Annotated in this window: 19 protein-coding genes; 15 read left to right on the forward strand and 4 right to left on the reverse strand. The window is 39.0% G+C overall.

Features of this window, described 5'->3' with window-relative positions:
- Positions 1–18 precede the first annotated feature (18 nt).
- Positions 19–1,833, reverse strand: a complete 1,815-nt coding sequence (gene pepF / locus AC59HZ_RS15850; RefSeq protein WP_496546767.1) for an oligoendopeptidase F — start codon at positions 1,831–1,833, stop codon at positions 19–21.
- 237 nt (positions 1,834–2,070) lie between these two features.
- Between pepF and AC59HZ_RS15855 the strand changes: the two genes are divergently transcribed.
- The 4 genes from AC59HZ_RS15855 to AC59HZ_RS15870 all read left to right on the forward strand — a co-directional run bounded on the left by AC59HZ_RS15855 (position 2,071) and on the right by AC59HZ_RS15870 (position 4,932).
- On the forward strand, positions 2,071–2,448 hold the full coding sequence (locus AC59HZ_RS15855) for a CidA/LrgA family protein (protein WP_496546768.1): 378 nt from the start codon (positions 2,071–2,073) through the stop codon (positions 2,446–2,448).
- A complete protein-coding gene (locus AC59HZ_RS15860; RefSeq protein WP_496546769.1) occupies positions 2,432–3,124 on the forward strand; it encodes an LrgB family protein in 693 nt (230 codons plus the stop codon). Before AC59HZ_RS15855 ends, AC59HZ_RS15860 begins: the two co-directional genes overlap by 17 nt.
- A gap of 143 nt (positions 3,125–3,267) precedes the next feature.
- Positions 3,268–4,419: a lactate 2-monooxygenase gene (locus tag AC59HZ_RS15865; RefSeq protein ID WP_496546770.1), complete on the forward strand. Its 1,152-nt coding sequence runs from the start codon at positions 3,268–3,270 to the stop codon at positions 4,417–4,419.
- A 30-nt stretch (positions 4,420–4,449) separates the two neighbouring features.
- Entirely contained in the window at positions 4,450–4,932 is a 483-nt protein-coding gene (locus AC59HZ_RS15870; protein ID WP_496546771.1) for a PaaI family thioesterase, read from the forward strand.
- A 59-nt stretch (positions 4,933–4,991) separates the two neighbouring features.
- On the opposite strand, the gene AC59HZ_RS15875 is transcribed toward AC59HZ_RS15870, so the two are convergent.
- Positions 4,992–5,885 carry a TetR/AcrR family transcriptional regulator gene (locus tag AC59HZ_RS15875; protein ID WP_496546772.1) on the reverse strand — a complete coding sequence of 298 codons (894 nt, stop codon included), beginning with the start codon at positions 5,883–5,885 and terminating at the stop codon, positions 4,992–4,994.
- Positions 5,886–6,070: 185 nt separating this feature from the next.
- Here AC59HZ_RS15875 and AC59HZ_RS15880 point away from each other — a divergent pair, with 185 nt between their 5' ends.
- Together AC59HZ_RS15880 and AC59HZ_RS15885 are read left to right on the forward strand one after the other, a co-directional pair.
- Positions 6,071–7,594, forward strand: coding sequence for a DHA2 family efflux MFS transporter permease subunit (locus AC59HZ_RS15880; protein ID WP_496546773.1), 1,524 nt, complete (start codon positions 6,071–6,073; stop codon positions 7,592–7,594).
- A 119-nt stretch (positions 7,595–7,713) separates the two neighbouring features.
- On the forward strand, positions 7,714–8,190 hold the full coding sequence (locus AC59HZ_RS15885; RefSeq protein WP_496546774.1) for a branched-chain amino acid aminotransferase: 477 nt from the start codon (positions 7,714–7,716) through the stop codon (positions 8,188–8,190).
- A gap of 12 nt (positions 8,191–8,202) precedes the next feature.
- Here the strand turns inward: AC59HZ_RS15885 and AC59HZ_RS15890 are convergent, their stop codons facing one another.
- Positions 8,203–9,255: a metallophosphoesterase family protein gene (locus AC59HZ_RS15890; protein ID WP_496546775.1), complete on the reverse strand. Its 1,053-nt coding sequence runs from the start codon at positions 9,253–9,255 to the stop codon at positions 8,203–8,205.
- Between the two features lie 141 nt (positions 9,256–9,396).
- Here AC59HZ_RS15890 and AC59HZ_RS15895 point away from each other — a divergent pair, with 141 nt between their 5' ends.
- Positions 9,397–10,164, forward strand: a complete 768-nt coding sequence (locus tag AC59HZ_RS15895; RefSeq protein WP_496547057.1) for a cobalamin-binding protein — start codon at positions 9,397–9,399, stop codon at positions 10,162–10,164.
- A gap of 41 nt (positions 10,165–10,205) precedes the next feature.
- Here AC59HZ_RS15895 and AC59HZ_RS15900 read toward each other — a convergent pair whose 3' ends face one another.
- Positions 10,206–10,505: a hypothetical protein gene (locus tag AC59HZ_RS15900; RefSeq protein WP_496546776.1), complete on the reverse strand. Its 300-nt coding sequence runs from the start codon at positions 10,503–10,505 to the stop codon at positions 10,206–10,208.
- 182 nt (positions 10,506–10,687) lie between these two features.
- Between AC59HZ_RS15900 and AC59HZ_RS15905 the strand changes: the two genes are divergently transcribed.
- The 8 genes from AC59HZ_RS15905 to AC59HZ_RS15940 all read left to right on the forward strand — a co-directional run bounded on the left by AC59HZ_RS15905 (position 10,688) and on the right by AC59HZ_RS15940 (position 18,971).
- Positions 10,688–11,356: an oxidoreductase gene (locus tag AC59HZ_RS15905; RefSeq protein ID WP_496546777.1), complete on the forward strand. Its 669-nt coding sequence runs from the start codon at positions 10,688–10,690 to the stop codon at positions 11,354–11,356.
- A gap of 15 nt (positions 11,357–11,371) precedes the next feature.
- A complete protein-coding gene (locus AC59HZ_RS15910; protein ID WP_496546778.1) occupies positions 11,372–12,178 on the forward strand; it encodes a uroporphyrinogen-III synthase in 807 nt (268 codons plus the stop codon).
- Between the two features lie 501 nt (positions 12,179–12,679).
- Entirely contained in the window at positions 12,680–14,032 is a 1,353-nt protein-coding gene (locus AC59HZ_RS15915; protein WP_496547058.1) for an NAD(P)-dependent oxidoreductase, read from the forward strand.
- A gap of 18 nt (positions 14,033–14,050) precedes the next feature.
- The gene (gene preA / locus AC59HZ_RS15920; protein WP_496546779.1) at positions 14,051–15,337 is read left to right on the forward strand and encodes an NAD-dependent dihydropyrimidine dehydrogenase subunit PreA; all 1,287 of its coding nucleotides are present in this window, start codon (positions 14,051–14,053) and stop codon (positions 15,335–15,337) included.
- 21 nt (positions 15,338–15,358) lie between these two features.
- Positions 15,359–16,777, forward strand: a complete 1,419-nt coding sequence (hydA, locus tag AC59HZ_RS15925) for a dihydropyrimidinase (protein ID WP_496546780.1) — start codon at positions 15,359–15,361, stop codon at positions 16,775–16,777.
- A gap of 22 nt (positions 16,778–16,799) precedes the next feature.
- Positions 16,800–17,015: a hypothetical protein gene (locus tag AC59HZ_RS15930; RefSeq protein WP_223590483.1), complete on the forward strand. Its 216-nt coding sequence runs from the start codon at positions 16,800–16,802 to the stop codon at positions 17,013–17,015.
- Positions 17,016–17,038: 23 nt separating this feature from the next.
- Positions 17,039–17,272, forward strand: a complete 234-nt coding sequence (locus AC59HZ_RS15935; RefSeq protein WP_496546781.1) for a hypothetical protein — start codon at positions 17,039–17,041, stop codon at positions 17,270–17,272.
- A gap of 82 nt (positions 17,273–17,354) precedes the next feature.
- Positions 17,355–18,971: a PucR family transcriptional regulator gene (locus tag AC59HZ_RS15940; protein ID WP_496546782.1), complete on the forward strand. Its 1,617-nt coding sequence runs from the start codon at positions 17,355–17,357 to the stop codon at positions 18,969–18,971.
- Positions 18,972–18,982: the final 11 nt, after the last annotated feature.

Here is an 18,982-nt window from a genome sequence, read left to right on the forward strand (position 1 = left end):
CTCATGGGTTTTTTTACGTTAGTTATATAACTGTTCGAGTTCATCAATTAATGACCCCACATAAGCAACTGCTTTACGGATTGGATCTGGTGTCGACATATCTAAACCAGCGTGCTTTATGAGCTCTAATGGCTTCATTGTTCCACCTGCTCGCATTACGTCAAGCCAACGGTCGACAGCTGGCTGACCTTCTTCTTTTATCATTTGGGCCACAGCTGTAGAAACAGTCAAGCCAGCAGAGTAGGTATATGGGTATAGGCCCATGTAATAATGAGGCTGACGCATCCATGTTAGGCCTGCACCTTCATCAATCACAACCGTATTTCCCCAGAATTCGGTCAGGACATCACTTGTTAATTCTGTTAATATTTTGGCTGTTAGCGCTTTACCTTCTTCAGCGAGAGCATATACGCGGCGTTGATATTCTGCTTCCAGCAAATGGGTGACAAAATTATGATAATACGTTCCCAGCAATTGCAAAATCACCCAGCGGCGCATTTGTTTATCTTCTGTATTAGAAAGCAAATGCTGACCTAAAAGCATTTCATTCATGGTGGAAGGGGCCTCTACAAAATACATTGAGGGACGCACATTCATGATTCGCTGATTTTTATTGGCTAAATAAAAATGTCCGGCATGACCGAATTCATGAGCAAGGGTGAAACAGCCGCGCATATTATCCTGCCAAGTGATAAGAATATATGGATGCGAACCATATGGGCTAGAACAGAAGGCGCCAGTAGATTTTCCAACGTTATCAGCGCGGTCAACCCATCTTTCCTTGAATCCCCGTTCAATGATTTCGGTATATTCAGGTCCCATGATCTTAAGTGATTCTAAAATTAATTGGCTAGCTTCTTCGAATGTCGTCGAAGGATTAAAATCCGAATCCAATGGCGCTTTCAAATCACAGAAAAGCATTTTGTCCAAACCTAAAAGTCTCTGTTTCAGTTGGGCAAAGCGGCGCATATGCGGGGCGAGCTCTTGATAAATAATGTCAATTTGATTGTTATACATTTCTAGTGATACCTGGTGCGGCTCTAGCAGCATATGGGTGACGGAATCATATTTCCGCAGGCGGGAAAAGGTGACTTGCTTTATGACTTCTGCAGAATATGTTGCTGCCATTGTATTCTTATATTGCTTAAGTGTGGAAACAAAAGAATTATACGCTTTTCTCCGAATTTCAGTGTCTGGTGAAAATTCATAACGGTTCTCAAATAAAGCAAACGATACAGGCAAGTCGTTACCATTCGGGTCCTTAATAGATGTGAACTGCATGTCAGCTAATTTGCTCATTTGATAAATTTGGTAGGGCGCACCTTGCAGCTCACCAATTGCAGCCAGTGCCTCCTCTGTTTCTGCCGATAGCTTGTGTTTTTTCGATTCAAGCAGCTCTAATAAATTTTTACGAAAAGGTTGGAGCTCAGGTTCCTGCTGTAGGTATTTTTCTACCATACCATCCTCAAGGGCAAGAATTTCCGAATCAATAAAGGACAGGGCAGCAATGCTTTTTGTTCGTAAGGAAAAGAAGTTAGCCAAATTGGCTTGATGATTGGGATCAGTTCCATCTGCAGATTGTTTCAAGCTCGCGAAAGTCCAAGCTTTAATAATTTTCATCGAAAGATGTTCTTGTGCGACTAAACAATCTAATAAGGCTTTAGAGCCAGTATGTAATGTATCTTTAAATCTAGCAAACTGAGAAATATCCTTTTCAATTACGTTTAATTCTTGTTCCCATGCCTGCTCTGACGGGAATAAATCATCGAGATTCCAAGTCAGTTCCTCTTGTATTTCTGAGCGATTTAGCCGTTTTTCAACTGTTTTTTCCATGCTTTTGCCCCCTTATTTATTTCGCACTACTAAATTTTATCTTATATTATTCGAAAATTATGTCAACTAGAAGATGGACAAAAGAAATGTAAGTTTTTCTGCCATTTTTCTTTTTCTTCAGCAAAATTCCAAGTAAGGAATCCTGACAACAATAATGAATTTCCGTTATTCGTATGACATACTTACAAAAAGGAAAACGATTCTTGCTGTTTCCATAGGTATTGGAGGTACAAAAGAATGGTTCGATATGTTGTTCAGTTTTTAACAATTCTCTTTTTTTATCTATTGGGAAATGGGCTGGTAACTTGGTTTAGTCTCCCGCTTTCTGGAAGTTTTGTCGGTATGATATTACTATTCATAGCCTTGATATTAAGAATTTGTGATTTAAGATGGGTGGAGTCAGTGGCTCAGCTGCATATCAAACATATAACTCTTCTATTTATTCCTTTTGCTGTAGGTATATGGCATTTTACCAGGATTTTTCGACATGAAGGGGTAAAGCTTTCGACGATTTTAGCAGTTAGTAGTCTGGTCGTACTGTTAATAACAGCCATAATTGCTGAAATTATTGAAACTAATAGTAAAAGGAGCAAACGAAATGGAGAAAATGATTGATAATATTCTATTGTGTACTTTTATTACAGTTGTAAGTTACTTAATTGGGGTACTGGTTTTTCAAAAATTTAAAAAGGCTTGGCTTAATCCGTTATATACTTGTACGGTTTTTATCATTTGCGTTCTAACCCTTTTTCATCTCGATTTTACTGGATACACTTCTGGAACTGACCTCTTCTCATTGCTAATGGGAACAGCAACGGTATCACTTGCTGTCCCTTTATATAAACAATTTGCTTTGATTAAAAAATATTTCTTCATAATTGTTTGTGCAGTAATGACTGGTACGTTGACAGGTGTGGCTTCTATAGTATGGCTAACTAAGTTAATGCATATGAATCAAGAAATGATGATTTCGATGATTCCCAAATCTGTTACTGCCCCAATAGCCCTTTCTATCTCACAATCACTAGGGGGGATTCCATCCTTAACCGTTTCTTTTGTTTTTGTTTCAGCCATTTTTTCACTATTTATTGGACCAGGATTATTAAAGTACACACGAATCAAGAGTAAAATTGCTAAGGGGCTGGCCTTGGGAACATCTGCTCAAGCAATGGGAGCGAAACGCGCGTTTGATTGGGGAGAAGTAGAAGGTACGATGGGAAGTATCGCGATGATCACAGCAGCAATGTGTATGTCATTGATTACACCATTTCTCATTTATTTTTATCTTTAAAAATGAAAAAACTTTAGAAACAAGGAAGTGAAGTCGTTTCACTTCCTTATTTTTATAATATTGCGTCTATTCGTTGGCCCTTTATTTTTTTCAATGGTATCATAAGAAGGTAAGCGTTTGCAGTTAAGGGGGAGGATTTAGTTTTGAGTTTCGGTAATCAAGTTCAATTAAAGGTGTATCAACAGTTAGAAAAAAATATTATTCCTGTGTCTTATGAAGAACTAGAAGCAAAAGCGAAGGCGCTTTTGGATGCAAAACCCTATTACTATGTAGCCGCTTCAGCAGGAGCTGAGGTTACGGCAAAACAAAACAATAAAGCATTTGAAAAATGGAATATTGTCCCTCGGATGCTGTGTGATACGTCAAAAAGGGATTTAAGCATTGAGTTATTTGGTAAAAAACTTCCTTATCCGCTATTGCTTGCACCGGTAGGAGTTCAATCTATTGTCCACCCAGAAGGGGAGTTGGCAAGTGCACGCGGTGCTGCAGCGATGAAGGTTCCTTTTATTGTAAGTACAGCTTCTACATACAGCTTGGAAAAAATTGCGTCAGAGGCAGGACAAGGGGAAAGATGGTTCCAGCTTTATTGGAGCAATGACCGGGAAATTGCCGCAAGTATGGTCAAAAGGGCAGAAGCAGCTGGCTATAGTGCGATTGTTATTACTCTTGATACACCAATGATGGCATGGAGGGAAAAGGATATTGAGAATGCCTACCTGCCGTTTTTAGAAGCGAAGGGAATTGGGAATTACCTTGAGGATCCCGTTTTTTGTTCGAGATTAGAACGATCTCCTCAAGAGGATATGAAATCGGCTATTATGCTCTGGTCGCGTGTTTTTGGAAATCCAACTTTAACCTGGCAGGATTTAGAGTTTATTAAAAGTCAAACATCCCTGCCAATCCTGTTAAAAGGCATCTTGCATCCAGATGATGCAAAGCTGGCTGTCGAACATGGAGTGGACGGAATAATCGTCAGTAATCATGGCGGCAGACAAGTCGATGGAGCCATTGCCGCTATTGATGCATTGCCAGATATCATTGATGCTGTTAAGGGGGAAATACCTGTATTGCTGGACAGCGGCATTCGTCGAGGTTCTGATATGATCAAAGCATTAGCATTAGGTGCAAAAGCGGTATTAATCGGCCGGCCATTCATGTATGGGCTTGCTTTGGCTGGAGAAGAAGGGGTTAAGCAGGTTCTGAGAAATTTGCTTGCTGATTTTGATTTAACATTAGCTTTATCTGGGAAACGTTCTGTTGACGAGCTAACCAGAGATTTATTAAAGAAAATATAAATTTATTAAACGATGAAAAGAGGGAGCACCTTGGAGGAAAAGGTTTTAAAAGCCATTCAAGATGAATATCCAGAAGATTTTGCGTGGTGTTATGGATGCGGCCGAATGAATGAGGCGGGACACCATTTCCGTACAGGCTGGCAAGGGGAACATACCATTACCATTTATACTCCTGAACCGGAGCACATTGCACTTCCAGGGTTTGTTTATGGCGGAATTGTTGCCTCGCTCATTGATTGCCATGGAACGGGGTCTGCCGCATTGGCGCTTCATCGGAAAAAAGGTCATGAAGCAGGGGATGGCGCAGAACCGCCGCGCTTTGTGACAGCTTCTTTAAATGTTAACTTTTTAAAGCCAACCCCGCATGGCGTACCGATAAAAGCGATTGGAACTGTGACCGAGATTCACCCGAAGAAATTTAAAGTGGAAACGGAAGTTTATGCTGAGGATACCCTCTGTGCCCGCGGAGAGGTCGTTGCCGTGGTCATGCCGAGTACTTTCTTAGGTAAATAAAAAGAAAAAGCGCCAGGTCATCAAAATTTGATGGTCGCTGGCGCTTTTTCATTTAGAACCTAAAAAGATGCGTCTCCGAAATATTCGTCAACAAACTGTTCGAGCTGTAGGAGGTCTTTTTCGATTTCTTTTCTTCCAAATGTTTTTAATGAAAGGATGGCACTTTCGATGAGGAATCTCCGTGGACTCTTTGAGTCCATCAGTTCATCCTCAATAAAATCTAATAACTCGGTGGATTTTGACTGTTTCTCATTTTGAATCAAAGTACTTTTCAGTATAAAAATAGTATGACGGAGCTTTTTTTGAAATGCGTGATTCGGTCTTCTGCAGTCAGGCAGCCAGCTTTCAAATAGCTCTGGCTGAATTAATTGATCATCAGATTCAACTAATTCATCGACTATTTTCACCAAGCGCTTAACTGAGAAGCGGACCACGTGACCAATATTTGCATTTGATTCATTTGCCCTTTGATGATATTTTAGATTTTCACGAAGAATACCCATAAACATTATCGCACTGTCCAATAAATAAGGTTTCTTTTTTTCACCAAAGATGTCGATCAACCGATGATATATCCAACTTATATTTTTTAATTGGCCTTGTTGGATATATTCCTTAAGATCTGCATCATTTAAAACCATTACTTCTTCAAATAATGAAATTAAGTTATTCTTTCTATTTGTCTTTAATTGAATTTCTACTTGTTTAATAAAAATCTCTAAATCTGAACGGTTTTGACCAATTAATAGTTCATTCCGTTCTTTTTCCAATTCGGCATAGTTCGTTTTGAAAATGGCCATTAATAGTTCGTTTTTTGATGAAAAGTAGTTATAAAAAGTACCTTTTGAAATCCCGCTATATTCTAAAATATCTTGGATTGATGTGGCTTGAAATCCTTTATCGATAAATAGCTGGTGTGCTACTTTGACAACATGCTGCTTTCGGTCATTCATAAAATCACCTTGGTTTCATATTGTACTTAGTGTACAAAAATATAGTACATTAAAATCGTTTTCTTTACAAACCTTAATATTAAGCAAACTTTTTTATTGCAAAAATTGAACCGTGCGTATATTATTATTTAAGTGTGAAACAGGGGTATAAAAAAATGAACAAGGGGTACACAGGGAGGAATACAATGGAACAATCAAATAAACAAACTAATCGTCCACCGTACGGAATTATTGCGGTCTTGATGATTGGAGCTTTTATAGCATTCTTAAATAACACATTGTTAAATATCGCGCTGCCATCGATCATGAAGGACTTAGATGTTGAAGCATCGACTGTTCAATGGCTGACAACTGGTTTCATGTTAGTAAATGGAATACTCATACCATCAACAGCATTTTTAATTCAAAAATATTCTGTCCGCCAATTATTTTTAGCAGCGATGGGCCTATTTACAATAGGAACAATTTTAGCAGGTTTTGCCCATGTGTTTCCAATATTATTAGCTGGCAGGATGATTCAAGCTTCTGGTTCAGCTATTATGATGCCGTTGCTAATGAATGTCATGTTAACAAGTTTTCCAATTGAAAAACGTGGAACAGCGATGGGGTTTTTCGGATTAGTATTAATGTTCGCTCCAGCCATTGGTCCAACTTTATCAGGGTGGATTATTGAACACTATGATTGGAGAATGCTTTTCCATTTCATTACACCAATTGCAATCATCGTCATGTTGATTGGACTCTTTAAGCTGAAAGATAAAAAGGAAAAAACGAATAATCGTCTTGATTTCTTATCGCTCTTATTATCAAGCGTAGGTTTCGGGGGAATCTTGTACGGATTTAGTTCAGCCGGAAAAGAAGGCTGGGATAGCCCTGAAGTATATGGAACGATTGCAGTTGGGGTTGTTTCACTACTTGCGTTTATTTTACGTCAATTAAAACAAGAGCGTCCGATGCTTAACTTTAAGATTTACAGGTATCCTGCATTTGCGCTGTCTTCAGCAATTTCCATGGTTGTTACAATGGCGATGTTTTCCGGGATGATCCTTCTGCCTATTTATGTTCAAACGATTCGCGGAATTTCTCCTTTAGATGCTGGTTTGATGTTGCTGCCAGGAGCGATTGTTATGGCCATCATGATGCCAATAACAGGAAAATTATTTGATAAATTTGGCGGGCGTTTATTAGCGATTATTGGGCTAACGATTACAGTAGTTACAAGTTACATGTTAAGTAAATTAACACTGGACACAACATACCCACACTTAATTATGTTATATACGTTCCGAATGTTCGGTATGTCAATGGTCAATATGCCGGTAACGACAAATGGATTAAACCAATTGCCTGCACGTTTCTACCCGCATGGAACAGCAATGAATAGTACGATGCAGCAAGTATCTGGTGCAATTGGAACAGCCTTGCTGGTAACGGTCATGTCTACTCGGGCAAAAACTCACGCGACTGAAATTGGTGCCGCAGCAATGAAACATTTGACAAAGCCGCCTACTCCTCAGGTAATTGCTGAAATGAAACAGCAAATCATGATGAAAGCAATGCTCGAAGGGATTAACGATGCATTCTTTGTGTCCGTCTTCATTGCTGGTCTTGCTTTGGTTCTTGCATTATTTATTAAACGGGCAAAACAAGCAGAAGATTCTGAGGATACAAAGTCAGTAGGAAATAAGGTAACTGGTAAATTAGCTTAAAATTAATGGCAAGGGGTGACTATAATGGTCACCTCTTTTTTTCGATTCGAAAATTTGCTATTTTAAAGACAATCCATCAATATTAACATAAGATATTTTGCAAATAAGGAGAATCTAATATGTTAAAAGAAAAAGATCCCAAAATGCTATTTTCCCACGCATACATTGAGCGCTGCAGTAAAGAAACAGAGACGATGATTGCAGAAGAGTCTTCGACATTTTTAAACGAGTCGATTGATTATCTAAAAAAACACAAAAACGAGTTTATTTATATGGAACTAAGTTCATTTGAAGAGATTAGGGTTGAAGCAGTTTCCTTAGAAGTGGACGATGTATTTGGAACCTATGATGTCATGTTAGGTTTAAAACTGCAGAAGAAATATGATCAATACATAAAGGAATATTTAAATTCGAATCTAAATGGTGATGAGGCCAAATTTGATTTGATGTTTAGTTCTGAAGATGGTCTTTGGAATTTAAATTTTACCCTTAATTATGTTGAAGGTTTTCAAGAGGAAATGACAATTAGTGAAGCCTTTCAGCTAATATACAGTTTCTTATCCAAGCTAGTCGCTTCGGTTAATGGAGCAGCATAAAAAACTAACCAGCTAGTTTAGCTGGTTAGTTTTTGAAATAGGTATAGTAACGGTTTTGATCCAGGTTCCGGTGCTGAATTCTCTTGCTTTAAACTCTACTCTGTCATCATAAACATTAACCACATATCCCTGTGATTGTACTGTATTTTTGCCAGTTCCTTTTGTGTAGGTATAGGCTACAGAACTTGTATTGACCATAGTGATTCCGTCCTGAACGATATTCGACGAATCATTTAATGGGTAGTGTGAATGACCGCTGAAAAGAATGACTTGTGGATATTTTTTTAACAGTGCTAATATTTTCTGATCCTCAAGCCCAGCACCCCACTCACTTCCATATACAGTTCCGGTTATTGGCTGATGAAGGAAGACAAAAATTGGTTTAGTGTTGTTAGCATCGGTAGCAAGCGTTTTTTCTAACCAATTATATTGTGCATCTGAAATATAAGCGGAATCCGCATCAGCTTCATTTTTATAGGTTGCAAGCATTGTGGACTCCGATTTTTCACCAGCTATAGTAATGAAATGATACCCTTGAATCGATTGATCATAATAAATACCTGGGACATTCATTTTGCTTTTGAATCTTTCAATTAATTGACTATCAGTCACTTTAGAATTTCGATTAACTTTTTTCTCCATCCATTCATGGTTTCCGATAACCATAAATGTACTCGCATTTTTGTTCATATTTGCCTTTAATACCGAGTTAAATAAATCATATTCTGAAGGTAAACCATGGTCGGTCATATCCCCGCCAACAGCCAAAACATCATATTCTGGTGCCACTGTGTTTAGGTCTTGTAATGCTGTTTCAAATTTCTTAACTACACTTTGTTTCGTAGTTGATATATGGGTATCGCTAATGACTGCAAGCTGCAGAATAGGATCGGTATCAGCAGTTTCATCCTGCTGTTTTGCGACGACCTGTTGAACATTTTCAGTAGTCTCCGCAGATTGTTTTTGCTGATGAGTTTGAGTCTCTGTTTGTGATTGCTGTGAAGGAACTTGATGGAATCCGAATACATCCATTGCCAGGAAAACTGAAATGATGAATTTTAACATGTCTATTACCTCTTTCGAACATTATTAGTATGTGTTGATACTAATTAAACAACCTTAATTTTTTATTAAGATGAAATGGAAGTTGAACAAAAAAAGAAAAAACCAGGAATCGACTGGTTTTCACAAGGGAAGAGAGAGCCTATGCGGATTATATCTTTGTGTCCGAGTAATACCGAATTAATGGAATATTTAGGCCTAACTCATTTATTAGTAGGGGTGGATGATTTTTCTGACTGGCCTGAGGCTATTGCCGGCCTTCCAAGGCTGGGGCCGGATTTATCTATTAATATGGACCTAGTTGAGGAATTGCAGCCTGATATGGTCCTGGCTTCATTAAGTGTACCAGGCATGGAAAAAAATGTTGAAGCTTTACAGGAACGTGGAATTCCCCACATTGTTTTGAATCCGCAATCGTTAAAAGATATCGAAGAGGATTTAATTAAAACAGCAGAAGTTATAGGGGAAAAAGAACGAGGGCTGGATGCTGCCGGGCAATTTCGTTCCCGGCTTGAAAATGTGAAGCAACAAAGCAAGTATACTAGTAAGAGGCCAGCTTTGTATTGGGAATGGTGGCCGAAGCCAATATTTACACCGGGGAACATTAACTGGCTGACGGAGGTTTCGGAGGCAGCCGGGGCCATCAATATTTTTCATGATGTTGATTTAGCAAGTGTCGAAACAGATTGGGAGGATGTTTTGAGCAGAAAACCAGACTACATTTGCCTTGCATGGGTTGGCGTTCGTAAAGCAAAAGTCAAAAAAAGCGTTGTAAAAAAACGCCCTGGCTTCGAAAAGCTGAATTATCAAAGTGACGATCACATTCTCATTTTAGAGGAAGAACTGTATTGCAGACCATCACCTAGATTGATAGATGGATTGGAAAAACTCTATAAAATAATTCATAAATAAGTCTGTCCCATGGGGAATCATGGGACAGATAATAAGTAGTATTAACTTAGGCCCTCATCACTAATCGAAATCGCTGATCCGCTGGAGGTATGTTGATTGATCCAGCCAAGAGATGTTTCGGAAACTGCATTCCAATTTGGAATTTCCGCTTTATGCTGCTCAACCCAGCTCATGCAGAACTGAGGGTCGATATTATATTCAAGGCAATGGGCCAGGAAGGATTGTATTGTTGCTTCACTGCAATTTTCCCAGGATCCGCACGTATAACTCCAGACATTTTCCATTTTTGTTTGGATCGAAAGTTCATTTATGAAATTACTAAATTGATTGTCACTCATCATAAATTCCTCCTTGTCATAAATTTACATCCTTCAGTATGTCCAAGGAATTATAAACAATGTACATGGAACACATAAAAAACCTTTAACTCATTATATTCACCTATTCAATTTTATGGGATTTTTTAAAAAGTTATTATTAATCAGCCTAAGGAAGAAGGGAGAATTGAAGTAATAAAATGAATATGGGTGAAAAAACGGCACTAATTCTAGGTTCAAGTGGACTTATAGGGAACGAATTAGTACAAATACTTATCGAACAAAATAATTATAAAAAAATACATTTGCTATTAAGAAGACCGATATCAATAACTGATTCAAGATGTGAAGTGCATATAGTTGATTTTGACCAGCTGGAGAAATATCCCGAATCATTTAAGGTTAATGATGTATTTTGCTGCTTAGGAACGACTATTAAAAAAGCAAAAAGCAAAGAAGCTTTTAAAAAAGTTGACTACGAATATCCTATCGAAGCAGCCAAATTAGCCGTACAAGGCGGAGCAGAAAAATTTCTAATTGTCACGGCTATGGGAGCTAACTCGGAATCATTCTTTTTTTACAATCAAGTTAAAGGAGAGGTAGAAAGGTCGCTTAAATCATTAAATATACCTTCCCTAAACATTTTTAGACCGTCTTTATTGTTAGGAGAAAGAAATGAATTCCGCTTAGGGGAAAAAATAGCGGAGAAGGCAAGCGGGTTTTTAAATACTTTAATGGTGGGACCGTTACGATCCTATAAAGCCATCCATGCAAAATCAGTAGCAAAAGCTATGTCTGCGATTGCTGCTTCAAACAAAACTGGTATTAATATTTTTCAGTCCTATGAAATACAACGAATAGCTGATATGCATTAAGAAAGGATTAGTGTGATGGAAAAGGGTCTAACAGGAAAAAGAGTGGTCATTTGTGGAGCGAGAAAAACTGAAGAAATTAGTACATTAATAGAAAAACAAGGTGGAGTACCTCTTGTTCGGCCGCTTCAAGGAACCGTTTTTTTTGCAGAAAAGGAAGTAGAACCAGATATTTTGGAATTTGTTCATAAAGGGGCGGATTGGGTGATTTTCACAACGGGGATCGGACTTGATTCTCTAATCACTCTTGCAGACAAACTAGGATTGTTAGAAGATTTCTTAAACCAAATACAAAAAGCAAAAGTTGCATCAAGGGGCTATAAAACACTTTCCGCCTTAAAAAAATTAGAGATTACTCCTGTTGCTGTAGCCGAAGATGGAACGACCAAGGGATTAGCCCTTGCTCTCGAGAGCTTTAATTTCTCAGGGATGCGTATTATGATTCAGCTGCATGGTGAAACAGCACCTGCATTAACTAAGTTTTTTGAAGATAAAGGCGGAGTGGTACAAAAAATTCTTCCTTATCAGCATATTGCCCCTGAAAGAGAGACTCTAGAACAATTATGTGAAGAGATCCAGAACAATGAGTGTGATGCTGTCTGTTTTACAACTGCCACTCAAGTTCGTTCCCTCTTCGAATTTGCAAGGGAAAATAATATATACGATATGATTGCTCAGTGTTTTATGAAAAATATTTTAGCTGTTGCTGTCGGAAAAGTTACTGCTGAAGCATTGAGGGAAGAGGGAGTGGACCGTTTGCTTGTTCCTGAAAACGAAAGAATGGGAGCAATGATTGTCGAGCTGTCTCAATTTTATAAGGGCTAATTTGGGGAAAAAGTGCACCTGGAGACAAGGTGCATTTTTTTATCCTCAAATATCGTCAATATCTTTATAAATGTCGAACTTTCTCTCGAGCTTTTCTTATTTTAATTACTAAAAAATGCCACAAAACGGTGGAATATTGAAGATTCATACTTTTGAAAAAAGTATGTAAGATAATTTGACACTTCGCTATTTTTTTACATTTTTTTTAATTTAGTTATGATAAATTGAAAAAGAATTCAGAAAAATGTACAAGCATCCCACATTATTTCTTTTTACATATTGGATAATCAAATGGCTGCATCATTTTACAGAATGTAAGGTGAAATGGTCTTTTACTGTCTGTAAAATAAAAATAAGGCAGAATTTTCTGCGAAGTACATAAGAAAAAAGAAGGAGGTTGGATAGATAATATTGAATTTTTAATAAAGCGCTTTCATTTTTGATTTTATAAAAATTTACCTTTAATTGAAAAGGGAGGGTTTCTCTTTGACCATTGAAAAAATGCAGCGCATTTCCTTAACCGAACTTGAAAAGAACTTCCAAGAGGTCGAACGAGGATTAACAAACCGTGAAGCTCTTGAAGAATCAAATCGATGCCTCTATTGTTATGATGCCCCATGTATTAAAGCCTGTCCAACAGGTATTGATATACCTACCTTTATTAAAAAAATTGCCTCAGGAAACTTACTTGGCTCTGCAACAACGATTATGTCCTCAAACCCTGTCGGAGCAAGCTGTTCAAGGGTTTGTCCAACTGAAGAGCTTTGTGAAGGAGCTTGTGTTTTAAACCATTCAACCAAACCGATTATGATCGGCAATCTGCAGCGATATGCGACTGATTGGGCGATCCAAAATGAGAAAACTCTTTTTCAGCCAGGTGCAACCAATGGTGTGAAAGTGGCTGTTATTGGCGGCGGCCCTGCCGGATTATCTGCAGCTAGGGAGCTTGCCAGATTAGGCTATGACGTGACCATTTTTGAAGCAGCCGAGGAAGCTGGTGGATTGAATACCTTTGGTATCGTTTCATTCCGTTTGCCGCAGCGTATTTCTTACTGGGAAGTAGAGCAAGTAAAGAAGTTAAACGTCACGATTAAAACGAACACAATGGTGGGCAGAGATGTATCTGTTGAAGAATTAACGGAAAATTACGACAAAATCGTTTTAGCCGTGGGTATGGCGAATGTACCTGATCTTGGTATTGAAGGAGAAAAGTTAGACGGGGTTTACGACGCCATTGAATTTGTTAAGGCAACGAAAAGCGGCCAATTATCAAATGATTTTATCGGCAAGCGAGTAGTAGTCGTTGGTGCAGGAAATACCGCGATTGACGGCGCGACCTGTTCTGTCCGGTTAGGGGCAGAAAATGTAAAAATCCTTTACCGCAGGACGGAAGAAGAAATGACTGCTTATGATTTTGAGTATGAATTTGCTAAACAGGATGGCGTGGAGTTCCGCTGGTTAACAGCACCTAAACGTATTATCGGTGACGAAGCCGGAAAGGTAACGGGAATTGAGTGTATTAAAATGATACTCGGTGAACCGGAAAAGGATGGCCGACGCCGGCCTGTTGCAGTTGAAGGATCTGAACATATTATTCCAGTTGAGGCAGTGGTCAAAGCCATCGGCCAAACACGACACTTGGAATTAATTGAGTCATTAGGTCTTAAGCATGAAGGCGGAGTTGTAAAAGTCGATCAAGATAGCTTGCAAACCTCCAATCCAAAAATCTTTGCCTGTGGTGACGTTATTTTCGGCAAAGGAAAAGGCGATGCCATGGTCGTAACGGCGGCCCAGCAAGGTAAAGACGTTGCATATGCAATTCATAAGCAATATTCGGCTGTTGGAACAGCTTAAATTTAAGGGGGAAAAGTGATGGCTGATTTACGTATTAATCTTGCAGGGATTAAATCTCCTAACCCGTTCTGGCTGGCGTCAGCACCTCCTACCAATTCCGGTTATCAGGTTCAGCGCGCCTTTGAAGCCGGTTGGGGAGGAGCAGTATGGAAAACGTTAGGTGACCCGATTTTAAACGTATCTTCCCGGTTTGCGGCGGTTAGCTTTAATGGCCAGCGAGTTGCGGGTTTTAATAATATTGAGCTCATAACTGACCGTCCATTAGATGTTAACCTAAAGGAAATTTATGAAACGAAAAAGAGATTCCCTAACCATGCGATTATCGCTTCTTTAATGGTAGAGCCAAAACAAGAAAAATGGCATGAAATTGTCAAACGTGTTGAAGATGTCGGTGTGGATGGACTTGAATTAAACTTCGGCTGTCCGCACGGTATGGCGGAGCGCGGTATGGGGGCGGCCTCCGGACAAGTACCAGCTCTTGTAGAACGGCAAACCTATTGGGTAAAAGAAGTCGCGAAAACTCCTGTCATCGTAAAATTAACACCAAACATTACTGACATTACTGCAACAGCTGAAGCAGCCTGCAATGGCGGGGCGGATGCCATCAGTATGATTAATACAATTAACAGCTTAATGGGGGTAGACCTTGATACTTGGAACACGATTCCTCATGTTGCCGGTAAAGGAGCACACGGCGGCTATTGTGGTCCTGCCGTAAAGCCTATCGCGCTAAACATGGTGGCAGAATGCGCAAGACACCCGCATATTAATGTTCCTATTTCGGGAATAGGCGGTATTTCCAATTGGCAGGATACTGTGGAGTTTATGCTTATGGGTGCGACAGGCGTTCAAGTCTGTACCGCAGCAATGCACCATGGCTTCCGGATTGTGGAGGATATGATTGAAGGACTGAGCAATTATTTAGATAGCAAAGGAATTGCTTCCGTATCTGAAATTATCGGAAAGTCTGTTCCAAAATATTCAGATTGGGGTAACCTGGATCTCAACTATAATATCGTTGCGAAAATTAATACCGATGTATGTATCAATTGTAATAAGTGCCATATTGCCTGTGAAGATACCTCTCACCAATGCATTGATATGCTGACAGATGCGAATGGAAAAAGCTATTTAAAAGTACGTGAAGAAGACTGCGTCGGCTGTAATTTATGCTCGATTGTCTGCCCAGTAGACGGGGCCATTGACATGATTGAGGTGCCTAGCGAACTTCCGGCGATGACCTGGAATGAGCGCCAAGCAACACTTAAAGTGGCAGCAGATTGCAAAGTTGACGTAATTAAATAGATAAAATAGGAGGAAGCTCAAATGAAGAAAATTATTAAGAACGGAACCATTGTCACTGCAACAGATACTTTTCAGGCGGAACTATTAATCGAGGATGGAAAAATTACGCAGATTGGCACTAACCTTTCAGCCATTGGTGCTGAAATCGTTGATGCAAAAGGCAGCTTAGTTTTTCCAGGTGGAATCGATCCACATACTCACCTAGACATGCCATTTGGGGGAACGATTACAAAGGATGACTTTGAATCAGGCACGATCGCGGCAGCCTTTGGCGGGACGACTTCAATTATTGATTTCTGCTTAACGAATAAAGGCGAACCCCTCAAAGATGCGATTCAAACCTGGCACGGCAAGTCAAAAGATAAAGCTGTAATTGACTATGGTTTCCACTTAATGATTGGAGAAATCAATGATAAGGTCTTAAGCGAACTACCTCAGGTGATTAATGAAGAAGGAATTACTTCCTTTAAAGTGTTCATGGCATATAAAAATGTATTGCAAGCAGATGATGAAACGCTTTTCCGGACGCTAGTCACGGCTAAAGAACATGGCGGTTTAGTCATGGTTCACGCAGAAAACGGTGATGTTATCGATTATTTAACGAAAAAGGCCCTTGAAGAAGGAAAAACGGAACCAATCTATCACGCCTTAACACGACCGCAAGAATTAGAGGGAGAAGCAACAGGACGCGCCGCTAGGCTGACAGGGCTGGCTAATTCGCAGCTATATGTAGTACATGTTTCCTGCTCGGATGCCGTTGAACAAATTGCAGAAGCTCGCAGCAAAGGCTTTAATGTCTGGGGTGAAACCTGTCCGCAATATTTAGTCCTTGATCAAAGCTATTTAGAAAAACCGGACTTTGAAGGAGCTAAATATGTGTGGTCTCCTCCACTCAGAGAGAAGTGGAATCAGGAAGTCCTTTGGAACGCCTTGAAAAGTGGTACGCTGCAAACATTTGGTTCCGATCAATGTTCATTCGATTTTAAAGGTCAAAAGGATCTTGGGCGAAATGATTTTACAAAAATCCCTAACGGCGGTCCAATTATTGAAGATCGCTTAACGATATTATTCTCTGAAGGCGTGAAAAAAGGACGAATCAGTCTAAATCAATTTGTTGATCTAACTTCAACAAGGGTTGCCAAGCTGTTTGGCTTATTCCCGAAAAAAGGAACGATTGCTATCGGTGCGGACGCAGACCTTGTCATTTTCGACCCGAATGTTGAACGTGTGATTTCAGCAGAAACTCACCATATGGCTGTTGACTATAACGCGTTTGAAGGAATGAAAGTGACAGGCGAGCCTGTTTCTGTATTAGTTCGCGGCGAATATGTTATCCGCGACAAGCAATTCGTGGGTAAACCGGGATCTGGTCAGTATTTGAAACGGGAAAAATATAGCCTGAATACACCATTGAATCAAAATGAAACATTATCAATCTAATTAAATCCGAGGTGGGGATGAGATGTCAGAATATCAACAATTTCAAGATGAAAGAGATAAAATTGATTTTTTCATCGGGAAGGGATATCGAATTAATGGAGTTAACGAACATTTAAACGGGGCCACTGTTGATTTTTTACATCCGAATGGTAATGTTACTGAGACTCTCTTAATTGGTACGGCAAATGGCAGGAAGTATTTTTCGAGTCTATTAATCAAACAAAATCAAGGAAAATAGTGATTATAAAGGGTGTGGGTAGTATGGAATTCTATTTAAAATCAAGGGATAATGCCTATCCATGTGAAGTCACAATTGATGAAGATAACGGTCGGTATACGATTCGGAAGTCGGATTCAAGCGGTGAGTACTTCAATTCTCCTGAAGAATTAGTGGCGTGGATAAGGGATAATTGGAAATCTGATGATTTTCTAGACCCCGAAGAATTTGAATCCATGCTAAATAAAATCAAAATATACCTACCGATTGTTAATTAACCCACAATAACAGAAAAGGATTGGTTGAAGAACCAATCCTTTTTCTTCAAAAAAATATCCTTTCTATTAGGAGAGCTAAACGATGAAAGAACATTTTCAACTCAAGGTAGCGGATATTTTAAATAGAAAGCACTTCGAAAATGCCCGCGTTATTGGAGGGCATGATGGAGTTCAACGGATTGTTAAATGGGTTCATGTCGTAGAGGCAACGAGTATTCGAAATCTATTAAACGGTCATGAGCTAATTTTATCCACTGGTGTTGCCTGGAAAGATAATGCGGATTTATTTATCTCGATGGTGAAACAGTTTTATAAAAACAATGCGGCTGGCCTATGCATTGAAATGGGGACTTATGTGTCAGAAATTCCTGCTGAAGTGATTGAGTTTGCGAATGAAAATCAATTTCCGATCATTATTTTTGAAGAGGAAGTACCATTTGTGGAAATCACGCAGGATATTCATTCCGTAATCATTAATCAGCAATATCAGAAAATAGCGGACTTGGAGGATTATTCACAAAGTTTAAATAAAAGATTGCTTACAATAGAAACGTACGAGGATATTCTTCAATTTATATTTTCTGCTCTTGATGTGCAAATCATCTTTCGAATGAAAAACCAGGAATATGAATTTGTCCCGGAAATCAATCGCAAGGACCAAGGGATTATTCTCTCTCAGATTGATGGGGCCAAACAAATTCAAAGTCAGCAGATCGCCGTTTCCCCTATCTTTTTGTTCGGTCAAGAGTATGCAGAATTAATCATTTACTCGAAGGATATTCCTATCAGCGAATACGACTTATTAATTTTAGACAGAACTGCTACAGCTTTAGCACAACATCTTTTAAGAGATTTATTTGTTGAGGAAAAAAAGCGGGTAGAAGAGTTTGAATGGCTCCATGGCTGGCTGGAGGGCGAACATTCCCTCGAGGATATACAGGAATATTTAATAGAGAATGGGATTAAAACAAAAACCAGCGACGCGGTAGTGTTGATCACAAAGCTTTTTCCAATCAAAGATAAATCAATCAATGATGTGACATACCTGAAATTACTGTTTCGTTCTGTTTTTGAGCAGAATGGTTTTGTTGTATTTTCTGTGGAAAAACGAAATGAGATTACGTTTATCCTATTAAATAGCCGAACGAAAAAGAATCTAAAGGAACGAATTAAAAAAGCAGTGGAATCACTTCAAGAATCCGAGTTTATCCGAAAGCAAAGTTCTGCAAAGTTTATTATTGCCGCAGGTAAGTTTACCGAGTCCTTAAGGGATGTACATAAAAGCTATCAAACAGCCAAGGAAACAATTCGCATCCAGCAAAAAATGACGAATAAACAAATCTACCATTTTTATGAGGATTTACATTTATATCGGCTTATTTCACAAATGAGCAAATATACGGATTTACAGGAGCTTGCATCGGAATATCTTTTTCCGGTTATACAATATGACCAAAAATATAATGGAAAGCTGTTAGAAACACTAAAAGCCTATTTAGAGTGTAACGGCTCAAAGCAGGAAACTTCAAATAAGCTTTTCATTGTGAGACAAACGCTTTACCATCGGCTGCAAAAGCTGGAGAACTTGCTGGGAGAGGATTTTATGGATCATGAAAAGCGAGTAGCGATTGAATTTATGCTGCTGGTACATGATTATTTATCATCCTCAAAACCGGGTGCAGTAAATCAGGTACAATGATGTAAAGTTAA

The sequence above is a fragment of the Neobacillus sp. DZ-9 genome, assembly GCF_059587065.1.